This window comes from Acinetobacter sp. BHS4 (genome assembly GCF_018454425.1).
In the GTDB taxonomy this organism is placed as follows: domain Bacteria; phylum Pseudomonadota; class Gammaproteobacteria; order Pseudomonadales; family Moraxellaceae; genus Acinetobacter; species Acinetobacter pittii.
In genome coordinates, this window is the sequence record NZ_CP075323.1 from 147,128 (window position 1) to 167,108 (window position 19,981).

19 protein-coding genes are annotated in these 19,981 nt (G+C 39.2%); 13 read left to right on the forward strand and 6 right to left on the reverse strand.

Going from position 1 to position 19,981, the window contains the following annotated elements; translation table 11 throughout:
• Window positions 1-144 precede the first annotated feature (144 nt).
• Entirely contained in the window at window positions 145-1,056 is a 912-nt protein-coding gene (locus KIP84_RS00695) for an alpha/beta hydrolase (RefSeq protein ID WP_086355271.1), read from the reverse strand.
• A 152-nt stretch (window positions 1,057-1,208) separates the two neighbouring features.
• On the opposite strand from KIP84_RS00695, the gene KIP84_RS00700 reads away from it, so the two are divergent.
• Window positions 1,209-1,646, forward strand: a complete 438-nt coding sequence (locus tag KIP84_RS00700) for a DUF2147 domain-containing protein (protein ID WP_005066784.1) — start codon at window positions 1,209-1,211, stop codon at window positions 1,644-1,646.
• 38 nt (window positions 1,647-1,684) lie between these two features.
• Here KIP84_RS00700 and KIP84_RS00705 read toward each other — a convergent pair whose 3' ends face one another.
• Window positions 1,685-2,035, reverse strand: a complete 351-nt coding sequence (locus KIP84_RS00705; RefSeq protein ID WP_068564562.1) for an arsenate reductase — start codon at window positions 2,033-2,035, stop codon at window positions 1,685-1,687.
• A 452-nt stretch (window positions 2,036-2,487) separates the two neighbouring features.
• A complete protein-coding gene (locus KIP84_RS00710; protein ID WP_213689136.1) occupies window positions 2,488-3,312 on the reverse strand; it encodes an exodeoxyribonuclease III in 825 nt (274 codons plus the stop codon).
• 38 nt (window positions 3,313-3,350) lie between these two features.
• Here KIP84_RS00710 and pyrE point away from each other — a divergent pair, with 38 nt between their 5' ends.
• From pyrE to KIP84_RS00725, 3 genes are all read left to right on the forward strand, one after another.
• Window positions 3,351-4,001 carry an orotate phosphoribosyltransferase gene (gene pyrE, locus KIP84_RS00715; protein WP_000211305.1) on the forward strand — a complete coding sequence of 217 codons (651 nt, stop codon included), beginning with the start codon at window positions 3,351-3,353 and terminating at the stop codon, window positions 3,999-4,001.
• Between the two features lie 366 nt (window positions 4,002-4,367).
• Window positions 4,368-5,135 (forward strand): helix-turn-helix domain-containing protein, encoded by a 768-nt coding sequence (locus KIP84_RS00720; protein WP_213689137.1) that lies wholly within the window; start codon window positions 4,368-4,370, stop codon window positions 5,133-5,135.
• Between the two features lie 97 nt (window positions 5,136-5,232).
• Window positions 5,233-6,072 carry a sterol desaturase family protein gene (locus KIP84_RS00725; RefSeq protein ID WP_213689138.1) on the forward strand — a complete coding sequence of 280 codons (840 nt, stop codon included), beginning with the start codon at window positions 5,233-5,235 and terminating at the stop codon, window positions 6,070-6,072.
• A gap of 432 nt (window positions 6,073-6,504) precedes the next feature.
• Here the strand turns inward: KIP84_RS00725 and KIP84_RS00730 are convergent, their stop codons facing one another.
• Together KIP84_RS00730 and KIP84_RS00735 are read right to left on the reverse strand one after the other, a co-directional pair.
• Window positions 6,505-8,691: a TonB-dependent receptor gene (locus KIP84_RS00730; RefSeq protein ID WP_213689139.1), complete on the reverse strand. Its 2,187-nt coding sequence runs from the start codon at window positions 8,689-8,691 to the stop codon at window positions 6,505-6,507.
• A 230-nt stretch (window positions 8,692-8,921) separates the two neighbouring features.
• Window positions 8,922-9,134: a DUF1737 domain-containing protein gene (locus KIP84_RS00735; RefSeq protein WP_002122004.1), complete on the reverse strand. Its 213-nt coding sequence runs from the start codon at window positions 9,132-9,134 to the stop codon at window positions 8,922-8,924.
• Between the two features lie 160 nt (window positions 9,135-9,294).
• Here KIP84_RS00735 and gshB point away from each other — a divergent pair, with 160 nt between their 5' ends.
• The 8 genes from gshB to lpxC all read left to right on the forward strand — a co-directional run bounded on the left by gshB (window position 9,295) and on the right by lpxC (window position 18,531).
• Window positions 9,295-10,239, forward strand: a complete 945-nt coding sequence (gene gshB, locus KIP84_RS00740; protein WP_213689140.1) for a glutathione synthase — start codon at window positions 9,295-9,297, stop codon at window positions 10,237-10,239.
• A gap of 237 nt (window positions 10,240-10,476) precedes the next feature.
• Window positions 10,477-11,574 (forward strand): undecaprenyldiphospho-muramoylpentapeptide beta-N-acetylglucosaminyltransferase, encoded by a 1,098-nt coding sequence (murG, locus tag KIP84_RS00745; RefSeq protein WP_087400256.1) that lies wholly within the window; start codon window positions 10,477-10,479, stop codon window positions 11,572-11,574.
• An 11-nt stretch (window positions 11,575-11,585) separates the two neighbouring features.
• Window positions 11,586-13,034, forward strand: coding sequence for a UDP-N-acetylmuramate--L-alanine ligase (murC, locus tag KIP84_RS00750; protein WP_002122011.1), 1,449 nt, complete (start codon window positions 11,586-11,588; stop codon window positions 13,032-13,034).
• A 37-nt stretch (window positions 13,035-13,071) separates the two neighbouring features.
• The gene (locus tag KIP84_RS00755) at window positions 13,072-13,998 is read left to right on the forward strand and encodes a D-alanine--D-alanine ligase (protein WP_032054508.1); all 927 of its coding nucleotides are present in this window, start codon (window positions 13,072-13,074) and stop codon (window positions 13,996-13,998) included.
• 2 nt (window positions 13,999-14,000) lie between these two features.
• A complete protein-coding gene (locus tag KIP84_RS00760) occupies window positions 14,001-14,855 on the forward strand; it encodes a cell division protein FtsQ/DivIB (RefSeq protein WP_014207933.1) in 855 nt (284 codons plus the stop codon).
• A 60-nt stretch (window positions 14,856-14,915) separates the two neighbouring features.
• Window positions 14,916-16,178, forward strand: coding sequence for a cell division protein FtsA (ftsA, locus tag KIP84_RS00765; RefSeq protein ID WP_060465091.1), 1,263 nt, complete (start codon window positions 14,916-14,918; stop codon window positions 16,176-16,178).
• A gap of 164 nt (window positions 16,179-16,342) precedes the next feature.
• Complete coding sequence (ftsZ, locus tag KIP84_RS00770; protein ID WP_002121912.1) at window positions 16,343-17,518, forward strand: cell division protein FtsZ; 1,176 nt, start codon at window positions 16,343-16,345, stop codon at window positions 17,516-17,518.
• A gap of 110 nt (window positions 17,519-17,628) precedes the next feature.
• A complete protein-coding gene (gene lpxC, locus KIP84_RS00775; protein WP_002121967.1) occupies window positions 17,629-18,531 on the forward strand; it encodes a UDP-3-O-acyl-N-acetylglucosamine deacetylase in 903 nt (300 codons plus the stop codon).
• A 97-nt stretch (window positions 18,532-18,628) separates the two neighbouring features.
• Here lpxC and KIP84_RS00780 read toward each other — a convergent pair whose 3' ends face one another.
• Entirely contained in the window at window positions 18,629-19,075 is a 447-nt protein-coding gene (locus tag KIP84_RS00780; RefSeq protein WP_213689141.1) for a DciA family protein, read from the reverse strand.
• Window positions 19,076-19,175: 100 nt separating this feature from the next.
• On the opposite strand from KIP84_RS00780, the gene KIP84_RS00785 reads away from it, so the two are divergent.
• Entirely contained in the window at window positions 19,176-19,868 is a 693-nt protein-coding gene (locus KIP84_RS00785) for a M23 family metallopeptidase (protein WP_213689142.1), read from the forward strand.
• Window positions 19,869-19,981: the final 113 nt, after the last annotated feature.

Sequence of the window (19,981 nt, forward strand, 5' to 3'; positions counted from 1 at the left end):
CCTCTTTGTTAGACCATCCTAAAATTGGATTGTATAAATAATTTATATTTTAAACATAACATGATTTTCAATTTATACATGATGTCTTTTATAAAGAAAATGATGTGAAAAGTTTTGGGACTATTCACATCATTCATCAGTAAATTAAGTTTTATCAAGCTCATGGGCAAATTCAGCAATATCTGCCAATGCTTGTTTAGCTTCATCAAACCAAGCATTAAACATCTGGAAGTTATGCCACATGCCCGTATAAAGTTTGAATTGAACGTTAACACCAGCATCTTCAGCTTTTTCTCTAAAACGCTTGGCATCGTCTAATAATATTTCTTTAGAGCCCACTTGAACCAAAGTTGGTGGAAGACCATGCAAATCGTCGAAAATAGGTGAAACACGCGGGTCATCGGCTGCGATATGATTGCCTATATAGTACTGAGTGCCTGTTTGTAGGGCTTCAATAGATAATAAAGCATCATGTTTTTTGTTAAACCGAAGAGACTCACTCGTGAGTGTTAAATCCAAAAATGGAGACAATAAAATCAGGCCACTCGGCATGAGTTCGGGTTGTTCTTTTAAACGCAAGCAAAGTGCTAGCGCTAAATTTGCCCCGCATGAGTCACCAGATAAAATAATATCTTTCGGTTGGATGCCTTGGACCACTAAAGACTGATAGATGTCGTATAGAGCTTCGGTTGCCTCAGGGTATGGATGCTCTGGTGCAAGAGGATAATCCACATGAATAATCTGCATTTGAGTACGGGCAGCTAAATCCGTCATAAAAGCATGATGTGTTTTGACACTACCAAGGAAAAAAGCACCGCCGTGAATGTGAAAAATTAGTTGAGTCGCAGAATCTTGCGGCTTGATTTCTTCACCTTTAATACCTGCTAGTCGAATCGGGCGCACAGAAACATTTTTTTGTCGTGGGAAAGCACGACACATCTGATCCAGCACAGGGCGTAAGGCAGTAGCCGGCAAATTTAGCTGGCTTGGCTTGCGAATTGTTGTTTTAAGAAAAGTTTCTGTAAAATAATATTTCCAAACATTTGATATATTCATATAGCATCCATTTTTATGCTAGTTTCTTGTTTTCTTGTAAATTTTATTTTGCAAGATTACAAGGTTACACGAAACAGTCACATTCAAAAATTGCAATATCTTTGCGACTTCTGAATACTGAAAATCTTGAAAGACCCAAGGATATTACAAAAATGAAAAAGATTGCTTTAGCTTTAGGACTCATTGGTATGGCTGCATTTGCCAATGCGGCTGATTCACTCAATGGAACGGTATGGAAAACGATTGATGATCAGACCAACAAGCCAAAAGCCGTAGTGAAATTTACGGAACAGAAGGACGGAACCTTAACTGCAACCATTCAGAGCATTTTGACACCAGGTGAAGAAAACGCTTGTACAAAATGTGAAGGTCCGTACAAAAACAAACCGCTTAAAGGTGTCACCATTGTACATAATTTAAAAAATGTAGGTGGTAACAGTTATGAAAACGGTACGATTTTAGACCCAAAATCAGGTAAAACTTACAAACTGAAAGGTGAGTTAACCGATGGCGGCAAAAAGCTTAAATTACGTGGTTATATTGGCGTTTCTGCACTTGGTCGTAACCAAACATGGATTCGCGCGAACTAAAAGTTTTAATAAAAAAACGAGCCATTTGGCTCGTTTTTTTATGCTTGAATATTTTGATAGGCGGTTTCATCGAAACCTACAATAAAGCCTTGTGGAGTTTTTAAAACAGGTCTTTTAATCAAACTTGGTTGAGCAATGAGTGCTTCAATGAGGTTTTCTTCACTGCTTAGAGCACGGTTTTGTTCTTCTTCTGAAAGCTTGCGCCAAGTCGTCCCTTTTTTGTTAAGAACGGTATCTTGTCCAATTTCTTTTAACCAGATTTTTAAAGTATCTGCATCAATGCCTTGTTTTTTATAATCATGAAAATCATAGTTAAGCCCTTTAGCCTGCAAGGCATCAAATGCTTTTTTCATTGAGTTACAGTTTTTAATTCCATAAATTTTTAACATTTTATCGGACCATGTCAAAAAGAGAGATCACACAGCCTAACCCAAAATGCTTTTAAGCACTACTTTATACCGATACTTTTAAAACAAATGAAAATTAATGATTAATCGAAAGAGAAATGTCATGTTATTGTCATAAGACAAGGTAATAATGAGCTTAATAAGAAGAAGTTAAAACTAAAAGAACTTAGCGCAAAATAAGAGACAGAAAAGAGAAAACCCGCATTTAATCATCCTGATCATGCGGGTCTCATTTCAACGTCCAATGTCACATCCTTGCAAATAAACTTATCATAAGTTTATTTTATCTTCCTACGGCGTCCTATCCTTTTGCGTCATCCTGACTGCTTCCCTGTGCCGTGGGGCTATAATGCCGTTAAAGCTGTGTAAGAAAAATACTCAAAAACGACATATGCTGTAAGCGAAAACGACAATGTAAGTGAACAAGTGTTCACTTATTCTTGAATTTTATAGTCGATAATAACGGGTGCGTGGTCGCTAAACCATTGATCTTTATAAACCCAAGCATTAATTGTACGTGCTTTCCAGTCTGGCGAGCATGCATGGTAATCAATACGCCAACCTACATTTTTTGCACGAGCTTGACCGCGATTTGACCACCATGAATAAAGTTCCCCTTCTGTGCGAACTACACGGAAAGTATCGACATAGCCCAGTTCATCATAAATATGGTCAAGCCATGCACGCTCATGTGGTAAGCAACCCGATGATTTCTGGTTACCTGACCAGTTTTTGATATCAATTCGTTTATGAACAATGTTGTAGTCACCACAAATGATGACTGACTTGTTTTCATCACGCCATTGTTTCAAGATTTTTGCGTATTCACCTAAAAATAAATCTTTACGTGCTTGCGCTTCTTCACCACTTGAGCCCGAAGGTAAGTATAATGATGCGATATGTACCGGATGTGACAAACCTAAATCGAATTCCGCAGAAATAAAGCGGCCTTGACTGTCAGCCAGCTCAAACCCTAATCCATCTTTAACAGAGACAAAGGGTAGGCGGCTATATATCGCAGTCCCCGCATAACCTGCACGCTCTGCTGGAAAGAGATGGGTATGCCATCCTTCGGGTCTAAATTTTTCAGTCCATTGTTCATGGGTAATGCGGCTTTCCTGCATGCATACGACATCGGCATCTGATTGTTCTAACCATTCAAGTAAGCCTTTCGTTACTGAAGAACGTAAGCCATTTACGTTAATGGAAACGACTCGAAGAATTTTTACATCACTTGGATACTGATCCTTTGGTATCATGCGAAAATTTAACCTCAATTGTGAATTTGGAGCACCTCATGACAACGCCTGTGTCATTTCACCCGCAAGCATTTATCGAACTCGCATTATCACGCGGTGTGCTTAAATTTGGTGAGTTTACTTTAAAATCTGGACGCGTAAGTCCTTATTTTTTTAATGCAGGCCTACTCAACGATGGTGAAGCTTTATCTCTTTTAGCGCAAGGCTATGCTGATAAATTAACACAATGTGAAAATGTTGATGTGATTTTTGGACCAGCTTACAAAGGTATTCCTTTTGTAGCAGCGACTGCTGTTGCTTTGTCTCAAGTCCATAACAAAAGTGTACCATGGGGCTTTAACCGTAAAGAAGCGAAAGATCATGGTGAAGGCGGTGTTTTAGTTGGTGCTGCGGTTGAAGGTAAAAAAGTCTGGATTATTGATGACGTAATTACCGCAGGTACTGCTATTCGTGAAGTTGTAACGATTTTGAAAAATGCTGGTGCAACTATCGCGGGTGTGTTGGTTGCGCTAGATCGTCAAGAACGTGGTCAAGGTGAACTTTCTGCAATTCAAGAAGTTCAAAAAGAATTAGAAATCCCTGTGCATGCACTGATTACCATGAAAGATTTAATGGATTATTTGGAAGCGAAAGGCGAAAAAGAAGCGCTAGCAAACATGCAAGCTTATCGTGAAAAATACGGTATCTAAGTCTATATTGAATTGAAAAAAGGAAGCGATGGCTTCCTTTTTCATTTATCAGAGGATTAAATGGTTGAGTAGATCTCATTAAATTTGTAAAAAATGGGTTGAATCATAGTCGTGGAATGTGGAAATCATGAAAAAGCCCGATCGAGTGTGACTGGGTTTTAGTAAGTGAAATAAGAAATTGATTTAAAAAGAACTTCGTATGATTACATTATGTCAACTCTAGAATTTCTTAAATTAAAAGAAATCAAGTTTTTATTTTTGAGGACTCTTAAATTTTATATATTCCATCTCAATCTAATATAACTGAATTATTTAAATATCTTTATAAAGCATTCAATCTTAGTGTTAATCTTGTAAAATATAAACATGATAAAAAAAGAGCAGCTATCACATTGGCAAGGTCAGATGGCTATTGGTTTGGGTTACGGTTATTTTTGTGGACAAGCAGGAGATAACAGACCACATCGACATCTTGCGCATCAGATCACTTTTCCCCTCGATCCACTACAATCTATGCAGATTATTGGATACGAGCAGTTATATACGGGTAGGGGTTTTTTCATTCCAGCAAATACTGTGCATCAGTTACAGAAAGGCAAGTATTGTTCGATTTATTTGGATGGAACTTATTATTTAGGGCAGGCTATACATCAATTTTTTGCCTCAACTTCTCATATACAAATACTGCCAACAACGCTTCTGGAGCAATTGCGGTTTTATTTTTTGCATACTAATAATATTACCAAAGCCTTTGCTCAATTACAGTGCTATTTTGATTGTATGGTAGCTAGTGAACGTGCTCAATTAATGAATGGCTATATCTATCAACATCTATTATATAATTATGTTCCTTCACGTCAGGAGCTGGCAGCGTTACATCACTTATCTGAAAGTCGTCTAGCACATTGGTTCAATTCTCATTTTGGTATTTCATTACGTAGTTATCGCAAGTGGTTACGCTTGATTATTGCACTTAAAAATCTACATGAAGAAAATAATTTAACTGCAGCAGCGTATCAGAGTGGCTTTACCGATCAAGCACATTTTTCTAGAACCTGTATGCAAATGTTTGGCATACAACCTTCGGCTGTCAAAAACATTCAAAACAAGATGATCTTGTTGCCTGAATCTTAAGTAAATTCACTTTTTAAATAAAATATAGCCGTTTTATTCAATTTAAATATCAAACAATCCTGCATGGTAGTGATCAATCTAAATAGAGGACATCATCATGCTAAAGTATAGTCATTTTTTAATACGTTATTTGAGTTATCCGATTTTATCTGTTACGACCTTAGCAATAGTATTATTGATGGCTTATCAAAAAATACCCTATTGGCCATCCGCACTAGTATGCATTGTATCCATTAGCGTTATGGTTGCAATGTTAGAGCGCTTTTTGCCATATCAACAAAAATGGTTACATGATCAAGAGGATACATTCACTGACATTTTTCATGCGATTTTTAATGTAGCACTTATTCTAATAACCGCAACAATTTTACAATTTATCCTGAAATTCGAGTTTTTTTCTAAATTATGGCCTATTCAATGGCCAATATGGGTACAATTTTTACTGGTGGGGATAATTATCGATTTTGGTTTATGGTATATGCATAAACTGAGTCATCGTCGGCGCTGGTTGTGGAAATTACATGCCATTCATCATCAACCTAAACGCTTATATTGGTTAAATGGTGAAAAACGTCATCCATTAAGTGCGATTGCACTGGCAACGCCTGGTTTATTGGTGTTAACGATATTAGGGGCACCAACCTTGCTGATAGGTTGTTGGCTAACCTTTACTGCGGTACATTTAAGTTTTCAACACGCCAACTTAGACTATCGGGCAGGGCCATTAAAACATGTATTTGCTGTTGCTGAAGTACATCGTTGGCACCATAAACAGGGCTTTGGCAGTAAAAATTTTGCCGAGGTTTTTGTGATTTGGGATCATATTTTTGGCACTTTTCACTACGAAGAAAAAGCAGTTTACGCAGATAGTTTGGGCATTCGTACCCCTATATCGAATCGATATTTCAAGCAGTTGTTGTGGCCATTTAAAAAATAGCTGTAATCATAGTTCTTGGACTATGAAATGGTCTAATTAAATCATCAATAACTTTAGAATTATCAGGTATTGATGATTTAAATTTTCATGGATAGAAGTTGAAGTAACTAAACGACAAACTGAAGGGTTGGTGAGAAATCACAGCAAATGCCAATTGGTATATGACTTTTAATTTTAAAAAGTACCGTGCTGAGCTATCTTGAGTTTAGCCTTATTTAATAGTTCATTTAAGATAATGGCGAATCTACGAAATCTTTCTCATCACACTTTTTACACTCTAGCATCATGCCTAATTTCTCTTTGTATCCTTGTTCAGCCATCCCAAAGGTGAAAAAGAAGCGCTAGCAAACATGCAAGCTTATCGCGAAAAATACGGTATCTAAAAAGAAAAAGGCATACTTCTAAAGAAGGTATGCCTTTTTAATATTTTACTTAGAACTGATAATTCAAACGCAATAACACATTACGTGGTGTGCCGGGCATGCTGTCTGAACGCCAGTACTCTTTATTGGTTAAATTGTTTACTGCAAGTGTGACATTCCATGGGTCTGCACTATAGCCAATCGCTGCATCAACACGGTTAAAACCTTCCATTTTTACTTGATTATTAAGATTTGGATAATACGAACCTACATAGGTTACACCTACCTCGGTATACCACTGTTCGGTTGGTAAATAACGAACAAATAAATTACCCGTGTTTTTAGATGTGTTGGCTAAATAGTTACCTTCTTGTTCAGGCTTTTGTTTATCTTCTTTCACTTTTGCATCTGTGTAACCATAACCACCACGGACAAAGACATTATCAAGTACACGGCCAATAAAACTAAATTCAAGACCACGGGATTGATGCTGACCAGCTGTTGCCCATACATCTGGCTGTTCATTAGGATTTGGTTTATAGCGAATATTATTTTTACGAATATCAAAGACAGAAAATTGAGTATTTAAACGATTATCTAACCATTCGCTTTTTACCCCAACTTCATATTGCTCGTTATATTGAGGCTCTTTATCCATTTTTGTGACATCGGTGCTTCCAGTAACTTGGTTAACACCCATTTGTCCACCAAATGGTGCAAAGCTCTTAGAGTAAGAGGTATAAAAGCTATGTTCAGGAAGCGGTTGCCATACCAAACCAACATTTGGGCTAAAGCTGCCATCTTTTACATTACGATGTTCTTTAGTCAACTTGTTGGTGGTTGAAAAATCGAAGTAATCGTAGCGCACACCCAGCATGAGTTTAAGTTGGTCATTTAGACCAATTAAATCTTGAATAAATACGCCGTAAGTTGTGCCTTCATTATAGTTATGCTGACTAATCTTTAATGGGCCATTGCCACGACTGTACTCACGTTCACCAGTGATTGGATTAACGTAACCATAAATGGCTGACCCATTTTGAGTTTTATTGGCTAGACGTGGCTCTCGTTGTTCATAAGTCCAGTCTGTACCCACCATAATTTGGTGTTCAAGCTGACCAGTTTTGAACTTACCCTTAATATCAAAGGTATTGGTGGTGGTCTTATTGCTGGTTTGTTGCCAGTAGTAATTTTGGTCGATGTAACCTTTTTTAGTACAAGACTCATTCTTTGAGTTTTTACCATCTAAACCACAATAAGTTCCAAAATAAAAGTGGTCAAAGTTCTGTTCTGCTTGTCGGTAACTTGCTGCCCAGTGAAAGTTCCAATCAGGCGCATATTGATAATTCACATCGGTGCGGACCACTTGCAAAATATCATCAACATAATCGCCGTCTTGGGCAAATCCCATTTTGATTGAAGTTTCCGCAGGCAGAATGTCGCGTGATGGTCCGCGATCAGGCACACGACCTAATTTGTCATAGGTGTATTGTGTGGTCCAAGTGAGTGTTCCATCGTCATTTTTATAAGTGAAACTTGGTGAAAACATTTCAATTTTATTTTCAATGCCAGAGCGGAAGCTGCCTGACTCGCCATATTCTCCAGTTAAACGTACTGCTAAATTGTCATTAATGACTTGGTTAATGTCAGCCGTTGTTCCATAGTTGTCGTAAGAACCTGCATATGCACCAACTGAACTTTTAGAGTCAAAATTGGCGAATTTACTCACCATATTCACAACTCCACCGCCAGCACTACGGCCATATAAAACAGAGGCGGGGCCTTTTAAAATTTCAATACGTTCGATATTTGCTGTACTACGACGTACTTGTCCGCTTTCACGTATGCCATCACGATAAATATCACCTGTATCAGCACCAAAACCACGTATCGTGATCCCATCACCGCGCATATCATAACTGGTTGATACCCCTGGGGTGCCTTGTAGCATAACGCTTAAATCATTCGATCCATAAATTTTATATTTCTGAACATCAATCGTATCAACGGTTTGGGGAATATCTTTTTTGTCTAAACCATTACGTGTGACATTGGCTTTGTCGTAGTCGATATAACTTTTAATTGGGTCGAGTTCACTCATGGCTTCAATTTTTATGGTAGGCATGGTAGCGGCGACTTTTGATGAGTCAGTCACATCTTCTGCGTAGGCATCTTGAATATTCAGGATCATTAAACTGAGTAAGCTCAGCGGGAAAAGACGCTTCATTTGGGGAGATGATAAAGAAATTCTTAACATAAAAATAAAATCAATTAACAAAAATAAAAGTATAAATGATAATTATAATCATTTAATTGTTTAGAATAAAAGAACTATTACCTTAAAAAATGACATATTTATTTTTTAATAACTGATTTTTAGTAAGTTAATTAGCAAAGTAAACGAATTGTATGAGTTAACTCATTAGTTTTTCTTGTTAATTGGGTTTTAAAGGGGACTTTTTATCGATTAAAAGCACCCTTCTAGAATTACGCGTTATTTTTGAGAACATCTAAAATATCCATTTCTGGATCATAATTTTCATCAATTGTTTTGCAAATTGCTTGTCCCACAATGACATGCGTGCCGTTAAAGGTCATAGTGGGTGCTTCATATAACTCCCAACCATGATTCAGAGCTTTAGTTACTCGCGCACAAAAAGCAGAGTCATCGGGGCCAGTTAAATAGCGATAAAGTTTCATGTTTAGCCTTTAAAAATAATATTTTATGATCATATTTTAACTGAATTTACCTTAATTCAAGATAAAGAAATAACCGATAAGGTTTTACTGAAATTAAGAAAAACCAGTGAAAAATCTCAGTTATACTCATGCTAATTTAAATTTTAAGAAGAGCTTGAGCATGCGTGTACTTGTCGTCATGGATCCGATTGAAACCGTAAACCTTAAAAAGGATTCAACCATGGCAATGTTGTGGGCGGCGAGCCGTCGTGGACATGAATTAGGTTATGCATTACAACAAGATTTATATATCGATCAAGGCAAGGCTTACGGTCTCATTTCATCGTTAAAGGTGTTCGAAGATTACAACCATTATTATGAGTTAGGCGAAAAGAAAAAAGAATCTATCGCAGCTTACGATGTCGTGCTCATGCGTAAAGACCCGCCGTTTGATATGAATTTTGTCTACACGACTTACGTGCTTGAGCAAGCTGAGCGCGAAGGTTCATGGATTATTAATAAGCCTCAATCACTGCGTGATTGCAATGAAAAACTCTTTGCAACGCAGTTTCCAGAACTGCAAGTGCCTACACTTGTAACATCGCAACAAAGTTTAATTCGTGAATTTATTAAAGAACATGGTGATGTAATTGTTAAGCCACTTGATGGTATGGGGGGGATGGGCATTTTCCGTTTGTACCAAGACGGTGTAAATATTGGTTCTACCCTAGAAATGCTTACAGAGCTAGGTACTCGTCCAATTATGGCTCAGCGTTATATTCCTGAAATTGTAGAAGGGGATAAGCGTATTTTAATGGTGAATGGTGAACCTGTTCCTTACTGTCTAGCTCGTATTCCACAAAATGGTGAAGTACGCGGTAACTTGGCGGCAGGTGGTTTAGGCCAAGCGCGTCCGCTTACTGAAAATGATAAATTGATCGCAGCTAAAATTGGTCCTTTCTTGCGCGAAAAAGGTTTAGTTTTTGTAGGCTTAGATGTGATTGGTAATTATGTCACTGAAATTAATGTCACTAGCCCGACCTGTATTCGTGAAATTGATGCTCAATTTGGTACATCAATTGCCGATGATCTATTTGATGTATTAGAAGCTGGTCGTATAGCTTAATTATTTATTTCAGGTGATTTTCAGCGGTATTTATTGGAAATCACCTGAAAATATATGAATTAATAAAATAACAATACTAAATACACCACAGCTTTGTAGGCATATTTTCAAAAAAGCACATCTTTCTGTTATAAACGAGTGAAATTAGCTTTTCGTTAATGAAGCTTTAGGATTAAAATAAACGGCTACAAAAATAGATGACAATTTCCATTGTTTTTTGAGTTGAAGAATTAGACCGTGACCGATTCACAGCAAAGCAAACCTAAACATGTCATGATGATGGCTGCCGGTACAGGTGGACATGTTTTTCCAGCCCTCGCCGTAGCCAAAAAACTTCAACAACAAGGTTGTCAGGTTTCATGGTTAGCCACGCCAACAGGTATGGAAAACCGATTATTAAAAGATCAAAATATTCCGATATATCAAATTGATATTCAAGGTGTTCGTGGCAACGGATTAGTCCGTAAAATTGCTGCACCTTTTAAAGTTTTAAAAGCCACTTTAAGCGCAATGCGTTATATGAAACAGCTAAAAGTTGATGCGGTTGCAGGCTTTGGCGGTTATGTTGCGGGGCCGGGTGGTTTGGCCGCACGTTTGTTAGGTATTCCTGTACTGATTCACGAGCAAAATGCAGTTGCAGGTTTTACCAATGCGCAGTTGTCTCGTGTTGCTAAAGTCGTATGTGAAGCATTTCCAAATACCTTTCCTGCTGGTGGAAAAGTCGTTACAACAGGAAATCCTGTACGTCATGAAATCACAGATATTTTAAGCCCAAAGTGGCGTTATGATGAGCGTGCGCAAGCAGGACAGCCTCTAAATATTCTAATTGTTGGTGGTTCTTTAGGTGCCAAAGCACTCAATGAACGCTTACCGCCAGCATTAAAACAATTACAAGTTCCACTCAATATTTTTCACCAGTGTGGTCAGCAACAAGTTGAGGCAACTCAAGCACTTTATGCAGATGCACCAGCTAATTTAACTGTACACGTTTTGCCGTTTATTGAAGATATGGCAAAAGCTTATAGTGAAGCGGATTTAATTATTTGCCGAGCTGGAGCACTCACAGTAACAGAAGTTGCAACAGCAGGTGTGGCCGCAGTTTTTGTACCACTCCCTATAGCAGTTGATGACCATCAAACTGCAAATGCCAAATTTCTGGCGGATGTCGGTGCTGCGAAAATTTGCCAGCAATCGACCATGACGCCAGATGTTTTAAATGAATTGTTCACTTCGCTGATGAACCGCCAATTACTTACTGAAATGGCAGTGAAAGCGCGTCAACATGCCCAACCAAATGCGACTCAGCATGTGGTTGATCTTATCCAAAAAATGTAATCGGATTTACTATGTCTCCATCAACAGCTGCGAACCAAGCAAAAAAACTGATTAAAGTGCCTGAAATGCGCCGTATTAAACACATTCATTTTGTGGGGATCGGTGGCGCTGGGATGTGTGGCATTGCAGAGGTTTTGGGTAACCAAGGCTATAAAATTTCCGGTTCGGACATTAAGGCGTCTAAAACTACAGAACAATTAGAGAAAAATGGCATCAAAGTTTATATTGGCCATCAACCGGAAAATATTAAAAATGCCAATGTGCTTGTAGTTTCTACAGCAATTGATCCGGAAAATCCGGAAATTAAAGCTGCGATTGAACAGCGTGTTCCAATTGTGCGTCGTGCAGAAATGCTAGGTGAGCTTATGCGTTACCGTCACGGTATTGCTGTGGCTGGTACACATGGTAAAACCACAACTACTAGTCTTTTGACGACGATGTTGGCAGAAGAAAACCTTGATCCAACTTATGTTATTGGCGGCTTACTTAACAGTACAGGCGTAAATGCGGCATTAGGTGAAAGCCGTTTCATCGTGGCTGAAGCTGATGAATCAGATGCATCTTTCCTTTATTTGCAGCCAATGGCAGCGATTGTAACCAATATCGATGCTGACCATATGGATACCTATGAAGGTAGTTTTGATAAATTAAAAGATACGTTTGTACAGTTCCTTCATAACTTACCATTTTATGGTTTGGCTGTCGTTTGTGGTGATGATGCGAACATTCGTGAAATTTTGCCGCGTGTAGGCCGTCCGGTCATTACTTATGGTTTTAATGAAGATAATGACATTCGTGCAGTTGATATTGAACAAGATGGTATGCAATCGCACTTCACTGTGTTGCGTAAAGGTCGTGAACCATTGCGTTTAACAATTAATCAACCAGGCTTACATAATGTTTTAAATGCCTTGGCCGCAATTGGTGTTGCCACAGATGAAGGTGTTTCTGATGATGCAATTAGCCGTGCATTAGAAGGGTTTAGTGGTGTTGGTCGTCGCTTCCAAGTGCAAGGTGAATTTGAACTTGCTGATGGCAACGTTAAGTTAGTTGATGACTATGGACACCATCCGAAAGAAGTAGAAGCAACCATTAAAGCTGCACGCCAAAGCCATCCGGACCGTCGTTTGGTTATGTTGTTCCAGCCACATCGTTACTCTCGTACTCGCGATTGTTTTGATGACTTCATTGAAGTGCTCTCTCAAGTCGACCAATTATTATTATTGGAAGTTTACCCAGCTGGTGAAAAACCTATTGTGGGTGCAGACAGCCGTACTTTGGCGCGTAGTATTCGTTTACGTGGACAAGTAGAGCCGATTTTGGTTGATCCGGTTGAAGGTAATTTGCAAAACATCATGCAAAATGTGTTACAACCAAATGACTTGTTATTAACGCAAGGTGCGGGTAACGTGGGAGCAATTTCAGTAGAACTTGCACAACACCATTTGTATGTGAAATAAACAAAAAGTATTGAATAATCGGGTTAAGGATTTAAACGTGTCAAATGCTACAAAATTCGGCAAAGTTGCCGTGTTGTTTGGTGGGAAATCGGCTGAGCGTGCTGTGTCTTTGGATAGTGGTCAGGCAGTTTTGGACGCTTTGTTACGTTCAGGTGTTCAGGCTGAAGCATTTGATCCACAAGACCGCAGTGTGACTGAACTTGTAAATTATGATCGTGCATTTATTGTATTGCATGGTCGCGGCGGTGAAGATGGCCAAATTCAAGGTGTGCTTGAATGGTTAAATCTGCCTTATACAGGAACAGGCGTGCAAGGTTCTGCTATTGGCATGGATAAAGTTAAAACCAAGCAAATCTGGCAAGGTAGCGATTTACCTACAGCGCCATATCGCATTATTACTAAAGAAACAGATTTAGATGCGGTGATTGCTGAGTTAGGTTTACCCGTTATTATCAAACCTGTACATGAAGGCTCGAGTGTCGGCATGAGTAAGGTTGAGAAAGCAGAAGACTTTGCTGCTGCAATTGAAAAGGCGACTCAGCACGATGCTGTGGTGATGGCAGAAAAATGGATCACTGGTCGTGAATTCACAATTTCATTCCTCAATGGACAGCCTTTGCCGGTTATTCGTTTGCAACCACCAGCAGATGTTGCTTTCTACGACTATGAAGCGAAGTATCAACGTAACGATGTAGAGTATGGTATCCCTTGTGGTCTGAGTGAGGCTGAAGAGAAAAACCTTCAAGCTTTATGTTTACGTGCTTTTCAGGCGGTGGGTGCGGAAGGCTGGGGCCGTATTGATGCAATGCAGGATGAGCAAGGCAATTTCTGGCTTTTAGAAGTAAACACTGTTCCAGGTATGACCAGTCACTCTTTAGTTCCAAAAGCTGCTAAAGCGGTTGGTTATAGCTTTGATGAATTGTGTGTTGCGATTCTTGAGCAAACATTGGAAGGTACGGCTTAAATATGGCACAACTTCCGGCTTCCATGCGCCGTAAACGTGCGGCCATCACCTCTATTCATGATAAACCGCCTACGCGTAAGCAGAAGCTTGCGAATGCTGGTGGATGGGTGCTGTTGGTTATTGCTTTTGTAGTGCTGGCAGTCGGAATTTATGGGTTATATAAAGTTATTACAGATGCAACAGTTGCAAAACTAGAAGTTGTAGGTTCAGCATCTTCTGTTGAAACCCAACAAGTGATGCAACATGTTGCTCCAATTATAAAAGCGAATTATTTCACATCTGATTTAGAACAAATTCGTGACAAAACATTAGAAATTTCATGGGTAGACCGAGTTGTTGTATCTCGTGCTTGGCCCAATGGTATTCGTGTTCGTGTCATGCCTCGACATGCTATCGCCCGTTGGGGAACAGGTCGCTTGTTAAGCGATGGAGGCGATGTATTTAGTGAGGCGGAGCCGACAATTCATCCTGAACTTCCGTTGCTTCATGGGCCGGTAAGTCAGTCAAAAATGATGATGCGACGCTATAATGAAATTAATCAATTATTCCATCCTGTTAATTTACGCTTAAAAGAGTTATATCTGACTGAGCGAATGACTTGGTTTATGCAATTTGATTCTGGTTTACGTATTATTGTTGACCAAGATCAAACAATGAATAAGTTGCAACGTTTAAGTCATCTGGCACAATCTGACTTAAAACCGGTGTGGTCGAAAATCTCAGCCATTGATTTGCGATATCGTAATGGATTATCTATTCAATGGAAGAACGCAACACCACCTAAAATTGTGAATGGTCAGTTTGTTGTAACGAGTGATGACACAAGCATTGCAGGTGGAACAAAAGCAAAGCCATAATACGTGGCTTTAAAATAGGCAATTTGCCTGGTATTAAACAACAAAGAAATGGTATGAGTGATGAGTGAAGCTGTTCCCTCAGTTGTTGCGATTGACATTGGGACGCATAAAGTTTCAGTTTTGATTGGAAAAATTCATGCGCCGGATAACATTCAAGTTATCGGTATGGCAACTGCTCGCAATCGAGGCATGAATAAAGGAAAAATTGTAAGCCTCGATAAAGTCATTGCTGCGATTAAAAATGCTGTTGCTGAAGCGGAAAATATGGCCGAATGTCGCATTCATAGCGCATGGGTATCTATTCCGAGTACCGAGTTGCAAAGTTTTTATGCCTCTGGTCGCACACCAGTATCTAATCCAGCACATGTGATTACAACAAATGAAGTCGTGCGCGCGTTAGAATTGGCAAAAGCAAGTCATGTGACTTCTGATTACTATTTAGCAAGTGCAGTGCCGTTAGGCTTTGAGTTGGGTGATTCTGCTGAATGGGTGCAGAATCCAATTAACATGACTGCCCATAGTATGACTGGACATTATCAGTTAATGATGATGCCTATAGCGACTATGCAAAACCTTGATCGTGCCATGAAAGGTGCAAATATCGGGGTTGAAAAAATGGTGGTGTCTTGTCTGGCAACCGCTGAGGCAAGCTTGCTGAAAGATGAAAAAGAATATGGTGTTTGTCTGGTTGATATTGGCGCAGGCATTACCAATCTTGCTGTTTATCTAGATGGACGTTTAGCTCTAGCACGTACATTGCAACGCGGTGGTGAGCACGTTACACGTGATATTGCAGCTGTATTGCAAACTACGACAGAAGAAGCTGAACGAATTAAAATTCTGTATGGTTGTGTCGATTTAAGTGCTGTTAAGCCAGATCACATGATTCAGGTAGAAGGAATTGATGGCCCTCAAACAATTAGCCGAATTGAGTTGTCAGAAATTATTATTGCCCGTTATGAAGAGATCTTTAGCCAGATTCGCGATGAACTCGAACAAAGTGGTGCAATTCATGGTTTATACCATGGGGTAGTATTGACAGGGGATGCTTGTCAAATAGAAGGTATGGTGAGTTTAGCTCGTCGTATGTTGGGTGTATCTGCACATTTGGGTAATCCGCCGTTACAGGTTTATGCTGATGATCAACATCAAGCAGCCTTACGTCGTTCTATGTATGCAACAGCAGCTGGTTTGCTCATGTTTAGCCAAAGTGAGTTGCAAGATGCTGTTGAAGAGCCTGAAGAGGCAAATGACCGTTCGGTATGGGAACGAATGGTAAATGGCTGGAATGCGTTTAATAGCAAGTTAAAAGCCATTTTTTAGGATGTATGTATTTATTGGTAGAATTGTTAGGAAGTTGTAAGAGAAAACCGCTGTACTTGACAAGGTTGGTATTGCACAGCATTCTTAAAATTAGTTATTTTTGAAAATCAAGGCAGTATACGGGCTGAAGTGACTGCCATAATGTATTAGGAACCCTAAAGGTCATGGCCTCATTTGAATTTATAGAAGATGAACTAAACGATGGCAACGGTCAAGCCCGTTTCACTGTATTTGGTGTAGGTGGTGGTGGCGGTAATGCCGTTCAACATATGGTGCAGTCTGATATTCAAGGCGTTAAATTCGTTTGTGCCAATACAGACAAACAAGCACTGGACTGTATGAATGCACCTTTCAAAATTCAGTTAGGCGAGCAAAGTACACGTGGTCTAGGTGCTGGTGCTAACCCAGAAGTAGGGCAAGTTGCAGCAGAAGAAAGCCGTGAAATCATTCGTCACCACCTTGAAGGTACGGATATGGTTTTCGTTACCGCTGGTATGGGTGGTGGTACGGGTACTGGTGCAGCGCCTGTTGTGGCTGAAGTTGCTAAAGAAATGGGCATTTTGACTGTTGGTGTAGTTACAACGCCATTTAACTTTGAAGGCCGCCGCCGTTTAAAGTCTGCTGAACGTGGTATTGAAGCACTTGAAGCACATGTCGACTCATTGATTATTATCCCTAACCAACGCTTATTGAGCGTATATGGCGATATTTCAATGAAAGATGCTTATAAAAAAGCTGATGATGTATTGTTAAATGCCGTACGTAGTATCTTTGACTTGGTTGTTAACCGTGGTCACATTAACCTTGACTTCGCCGATTTGAAAACTGCAATGAGTACTCGCGGTTACGCAATGATGGGTGCTGGTTTAGGTCGTGGTGAAGATCGTGCGCGTCAAGCTGCTGAACAAGCGATCCGTAGTCCATTACTTGATAACGTAAATATTATTAATGCCAAGGGCGTGTTAATTAATATTACGGGTGGTGATGATATTACGCTACGTGAGACTGAAATCATTACTGACGTTGTGAACCAGATTGTTGACCTTGATGAAGGCGAAATCTTCTACGGTACAGTATTTGATCCAGATGCACGTGATGAATTACGCGTAACAGTGATTGCAACTGGTTTAACTCGTAATGCAGCTGATGCTGAACCAAGAAAACGTAATACGGTAAGCCATGCATCGTCTCAATCAGCTCAATCTGTTGATGAAGATGACGTTCCTGCAATTAATAAGCGTCAAAACGCCGATAATGAAGTCAGTAGCACAGCAAGTTCTACTCCGCGTTCTTCTCCAATGAGCATTCAAGATTACTTGAAAAATCAGCAACGTAAGTAAATTATCGTTAGATTTAATGAAGGGCAGTGTTTAAACACTGCCTTTTTTTATTTTTGATCAATGACTAAATATGCTAACGTATAGCGGTTTTAAAAAAGAAGTTACAAAGCATGGTGAAACAGCGTACTCTCAATCGTGTGGTAAAAGCGAGTGGAATAGGTCTTCATAGCGGTCAAAAAGTGATGATCAATTTCATTCCACATACCGTGGATGGGGGTATTGTATTTCGCCGTATCGATTTGGATCCGCCAGTCGATATCCCTGCTAATGCATTGCTCATTCAAGAAGCTTTTATGTGTTCCAACTTGGTAACCGGAGATATAAAAGTAGGAACAATTGAGCATGTAATGAGTGCGATTGCAGGTTTAGGAATTGATAACCTGATTGTTGAGGTATCTGCTTCTGAAGTTCCAATTATGGATGGTAGTGCTGGTCCATTTATTTATCTTTTAATGCAAGGTGGATTACGAGAACTGGATGCACCGAAAAAATTCATAAGAATATTAAAACCAGTTGAAGCACTCATCGATGATAAGAAAGCAATTTTTAGCCCTCACAATGGTTTTCAATTAAATTTCACGATTGATTTTGACCATCCGGCATTTGCTAAAGAATATCAATCTGCGACTATCGATTTTTCGACTGAAACGTTTGTTTATGAAGTCAGTGAAGCACGTACTTTTGGTTTCATGAAAGATTTGGACTATCTGAAGGCAAACAATTTAGCACTAGGCGCAAGCTTAGATAATGCAATTGGTGTTGATGATACAGGGGTCGTCAACGAAGAAGGTTTACGTTTCGCCGATGAATTTGTTAGACATAAGATTTTAGATGCAGTTGGTGATTTGTATTTGCTTGGTCATCAAATTATTGCCAAGTTTGATGGCTATAAATCAGGACATGCTTTAAATAATCAGTTGTTACGCAATGTTCAAAGTGATCCGAGTAATTATGAAATTGTAACATTTGATGACGAGAGTCAATGTCCAATTCCATATGTGAGCGTGACATAAGTCATTGTCTTTACTTGGCTACGTTATAATGTAACATTTAAAAGTGTGATTATAATCACATAATAATAATGATTCTAATTAAGAAATAGAAAGCTCGTCATTTTTTATTGCTTGCCAAACGTAGTAAAGCTTGGCTAAGCTTAGGGTCGCTCACGAAGTCGGCTGCACTACGTAACATTTCTTGTGTTTCCGGGGGAAGGGGTTTAGATGGCTCAGATGAGGGTGCATTTGGAATATTTTTATTTCTCAATCGGACCTGAATTCGTTGTAAGTCTTTTAACCCTTCAAGCTGAGATAATTTAGATACATATTGGTTCTGTAAATAACTGAGTTGACTAATCATCGCTTGATTTTCACCAGTAATGATTAAAGAGCCATTTTGATAACACACGACCTGCCATTGTTCCGGTTGGGGCAATAAGGGTTGGATAATTTTCGTAAGTCTTTGCCATTGCGCGACTTGCGTTGTTAGAAACGTAAGGTTTCCTGTTTTTATGTGTTTTCCGGTTTGTTGAAAAACGTTATCGGGTTTAGACATGGTCATTCTCGGATGGATTCTTGTCTTAATCTTAAGCGTTCATTTCAATCGATATCAAGGAAGAGATCATAAGGAACTTGAGTAAGAACAGTTTCAAGAGGTTTTTATGCACACGCGTCGTATTTTATTAGCGTTTTCACTTGCCGCTTCGGCAGCATCAGTTGCTTTTGCAGATTATCAAACAATTAACCAATCTACTGACTCAGATCGATTGGAACAGCTATCAAAAACATTATCTCAAGGTTCATATACTCATCCCGATGATTTAGATCTTCCGGTGAGTGCGAAAGTTTCAGTGACCTTACGTCAAAAAACAGTTGAACTCAACAATGAGTCGCTCGCAAAGAAGTACGGTAACACAACCGCAAAAAATTCTTTTAATGCCTCTTCTTCAAATTCTTACTCTTGGTTAGTTTCTCACCCTCTTCCTGATACTGTACGAGTTTCTTCAAACTTTGGTGGCCGCACTATGGGTGGCCGTGCAGAACATCATGGTGGATTAGATATGGCTGCTCCGAGTGGCACGCCAATCTATGCTACAGGCCCAGGTATTGTAACTAAATCTGGCTGGGGCACTGGCTATGGTCAATATGTTGAAATTAACCACGGCAATGGTTATTTAACGCGTTATGCTCATGCTTCACGTCTAATGGTACGTGTAGGCGACCAAGTATCTGCAGGTGAACATATTGCTAATGTAGGATGTACAGGTCGCTGTACTGGTCCACATTTGCATTATGAAGTAGTAAAAGACGGTCAACGTAAAAACCCAACTACTTACTTGGCGATGCTTCCATAAAAGCATAGTTAAAAACGTAAGGTTATTAAATTTATGAATCTAAAACTAAGCTAAACCTTTTTTAACGCAAAGATTGTATAAAAAAACGCCATTATTGGCGTTTTTTTGTTATT

Bases quoted from the DNA above. Each gene is read 5' to 3' on its own strand.
- KIP84_RS00695 (WP_086355271.1), bottom strand. From the start codon at position 1,056: ATGAATATATCAAATGTTTGGAAATATTATTTTACAGAAACTTTTCTT.
- KIP84_RS00700 (WP_005066784.1), top strand. From the start codon at position 1,209: ATGAAAAAGATTGCTTTAGCTTTAGGACTCATTGGTATGGCTGCATTT.
- KIP84_RS00705 (WP_068564562.1), bottom strand. From the start codon at position 2,035: ATGTTAAAAATTTATGGAATTAAAAACTGTAACTCAATGAAAAAAGCA.
- KIP84_RS00710 (WP_213689136.1), bottom strand. From the start codon at position 3,312: ATGATACCAAAGGATCAGTATCCAAGTGATGTAAAAATTCTTCGAGTC.
- pyrE (WP_000211305.1), top strand. From the start codon at position 3,351: ATGACAACGCCTGTGTCATTTCACCCGCAAGCATTTATCGAACTCGCA.
- KIP84_RS00720 (WP_213689137.1), top strand. From the start codon at position 4,368: ATGATAAAAAAAGAGCAGCTATCACATTGGCAAGGTCAGATGGCTATT.
- KIP84_RS00725 (WP_213689138.1), top strand. From the start codon at position 5,233: ATGCTAAAGTATAGTCATTTTTTAATACGTTATTTGAGTTATCCGATT.
- KIP84_RS00730 (WP_213689139.1), bottom strand. From the start codon at position 8,691: ATGTTAAGAATTTCTTTATCATCTCCCCAAATGAAGCGTCTTTTCCCG.
- KIP84_RS00735 (WP_002122004.1), bottom strand. From the start codon at position 9,134: ATGAAACTTTATCGCTATTTAACTGGCCCCGATGACTCTGCTTTTTGT.
- gshB (WP_213689140.1), top strand. From the start codon at position 9,295: ATGCGTGTACTTGTCGTCATGGATCCGATTGAAACCGTAAACCTTAAA.
- murC (WP_002122011.1), top strand. From the start codon at position 11,586: ATGTCTCCATCAACAGCTGCGAACCAAGCAAAAAAACTGATTAAAGTG.
- KIP84_RS00760 (WP_014207933.1), top strand. From the start codon at position 14,001: ATGGCACAACTTCCGGCTTCCATGCGCCGTAAACGTGCGGCCATCACC.
- ftsA (WP_060465091.1), top strand. From the start codon at position 14,916: ATGAGTGAAGCTGTTCCCTCAGTTGTTGCGATTGACATTGGGACGCAT.
- ftsZ (WP_002121912.1), top strand. From the start codon at position 16,343: ATGGCCTCATTTGAATTTATAGAAGATGAACTAAACGATGGCAACGGT.
- lpxC (WP_002121967.1), top strand. From the start codon at position 17,629: ATGGTGAAACAGCGTACTCTCAATCGTGTGGTAAAAGCGAGTGGAATA.
- KIP84_RS00780 (WP_213689141.1), bottom strand. From the start codon at position 19,075: ATGACCATGTCTAAACCCGATAACGTTTTTCAACAAACCGGAAAACAC.
- KIP84_RS00785 (WP_213689142.1), top strand. From the start codon at position 19,176: ATGCACACGCGTCGTATTTTATTAGCGTTTTCACTTGCCGCTTCGGCA.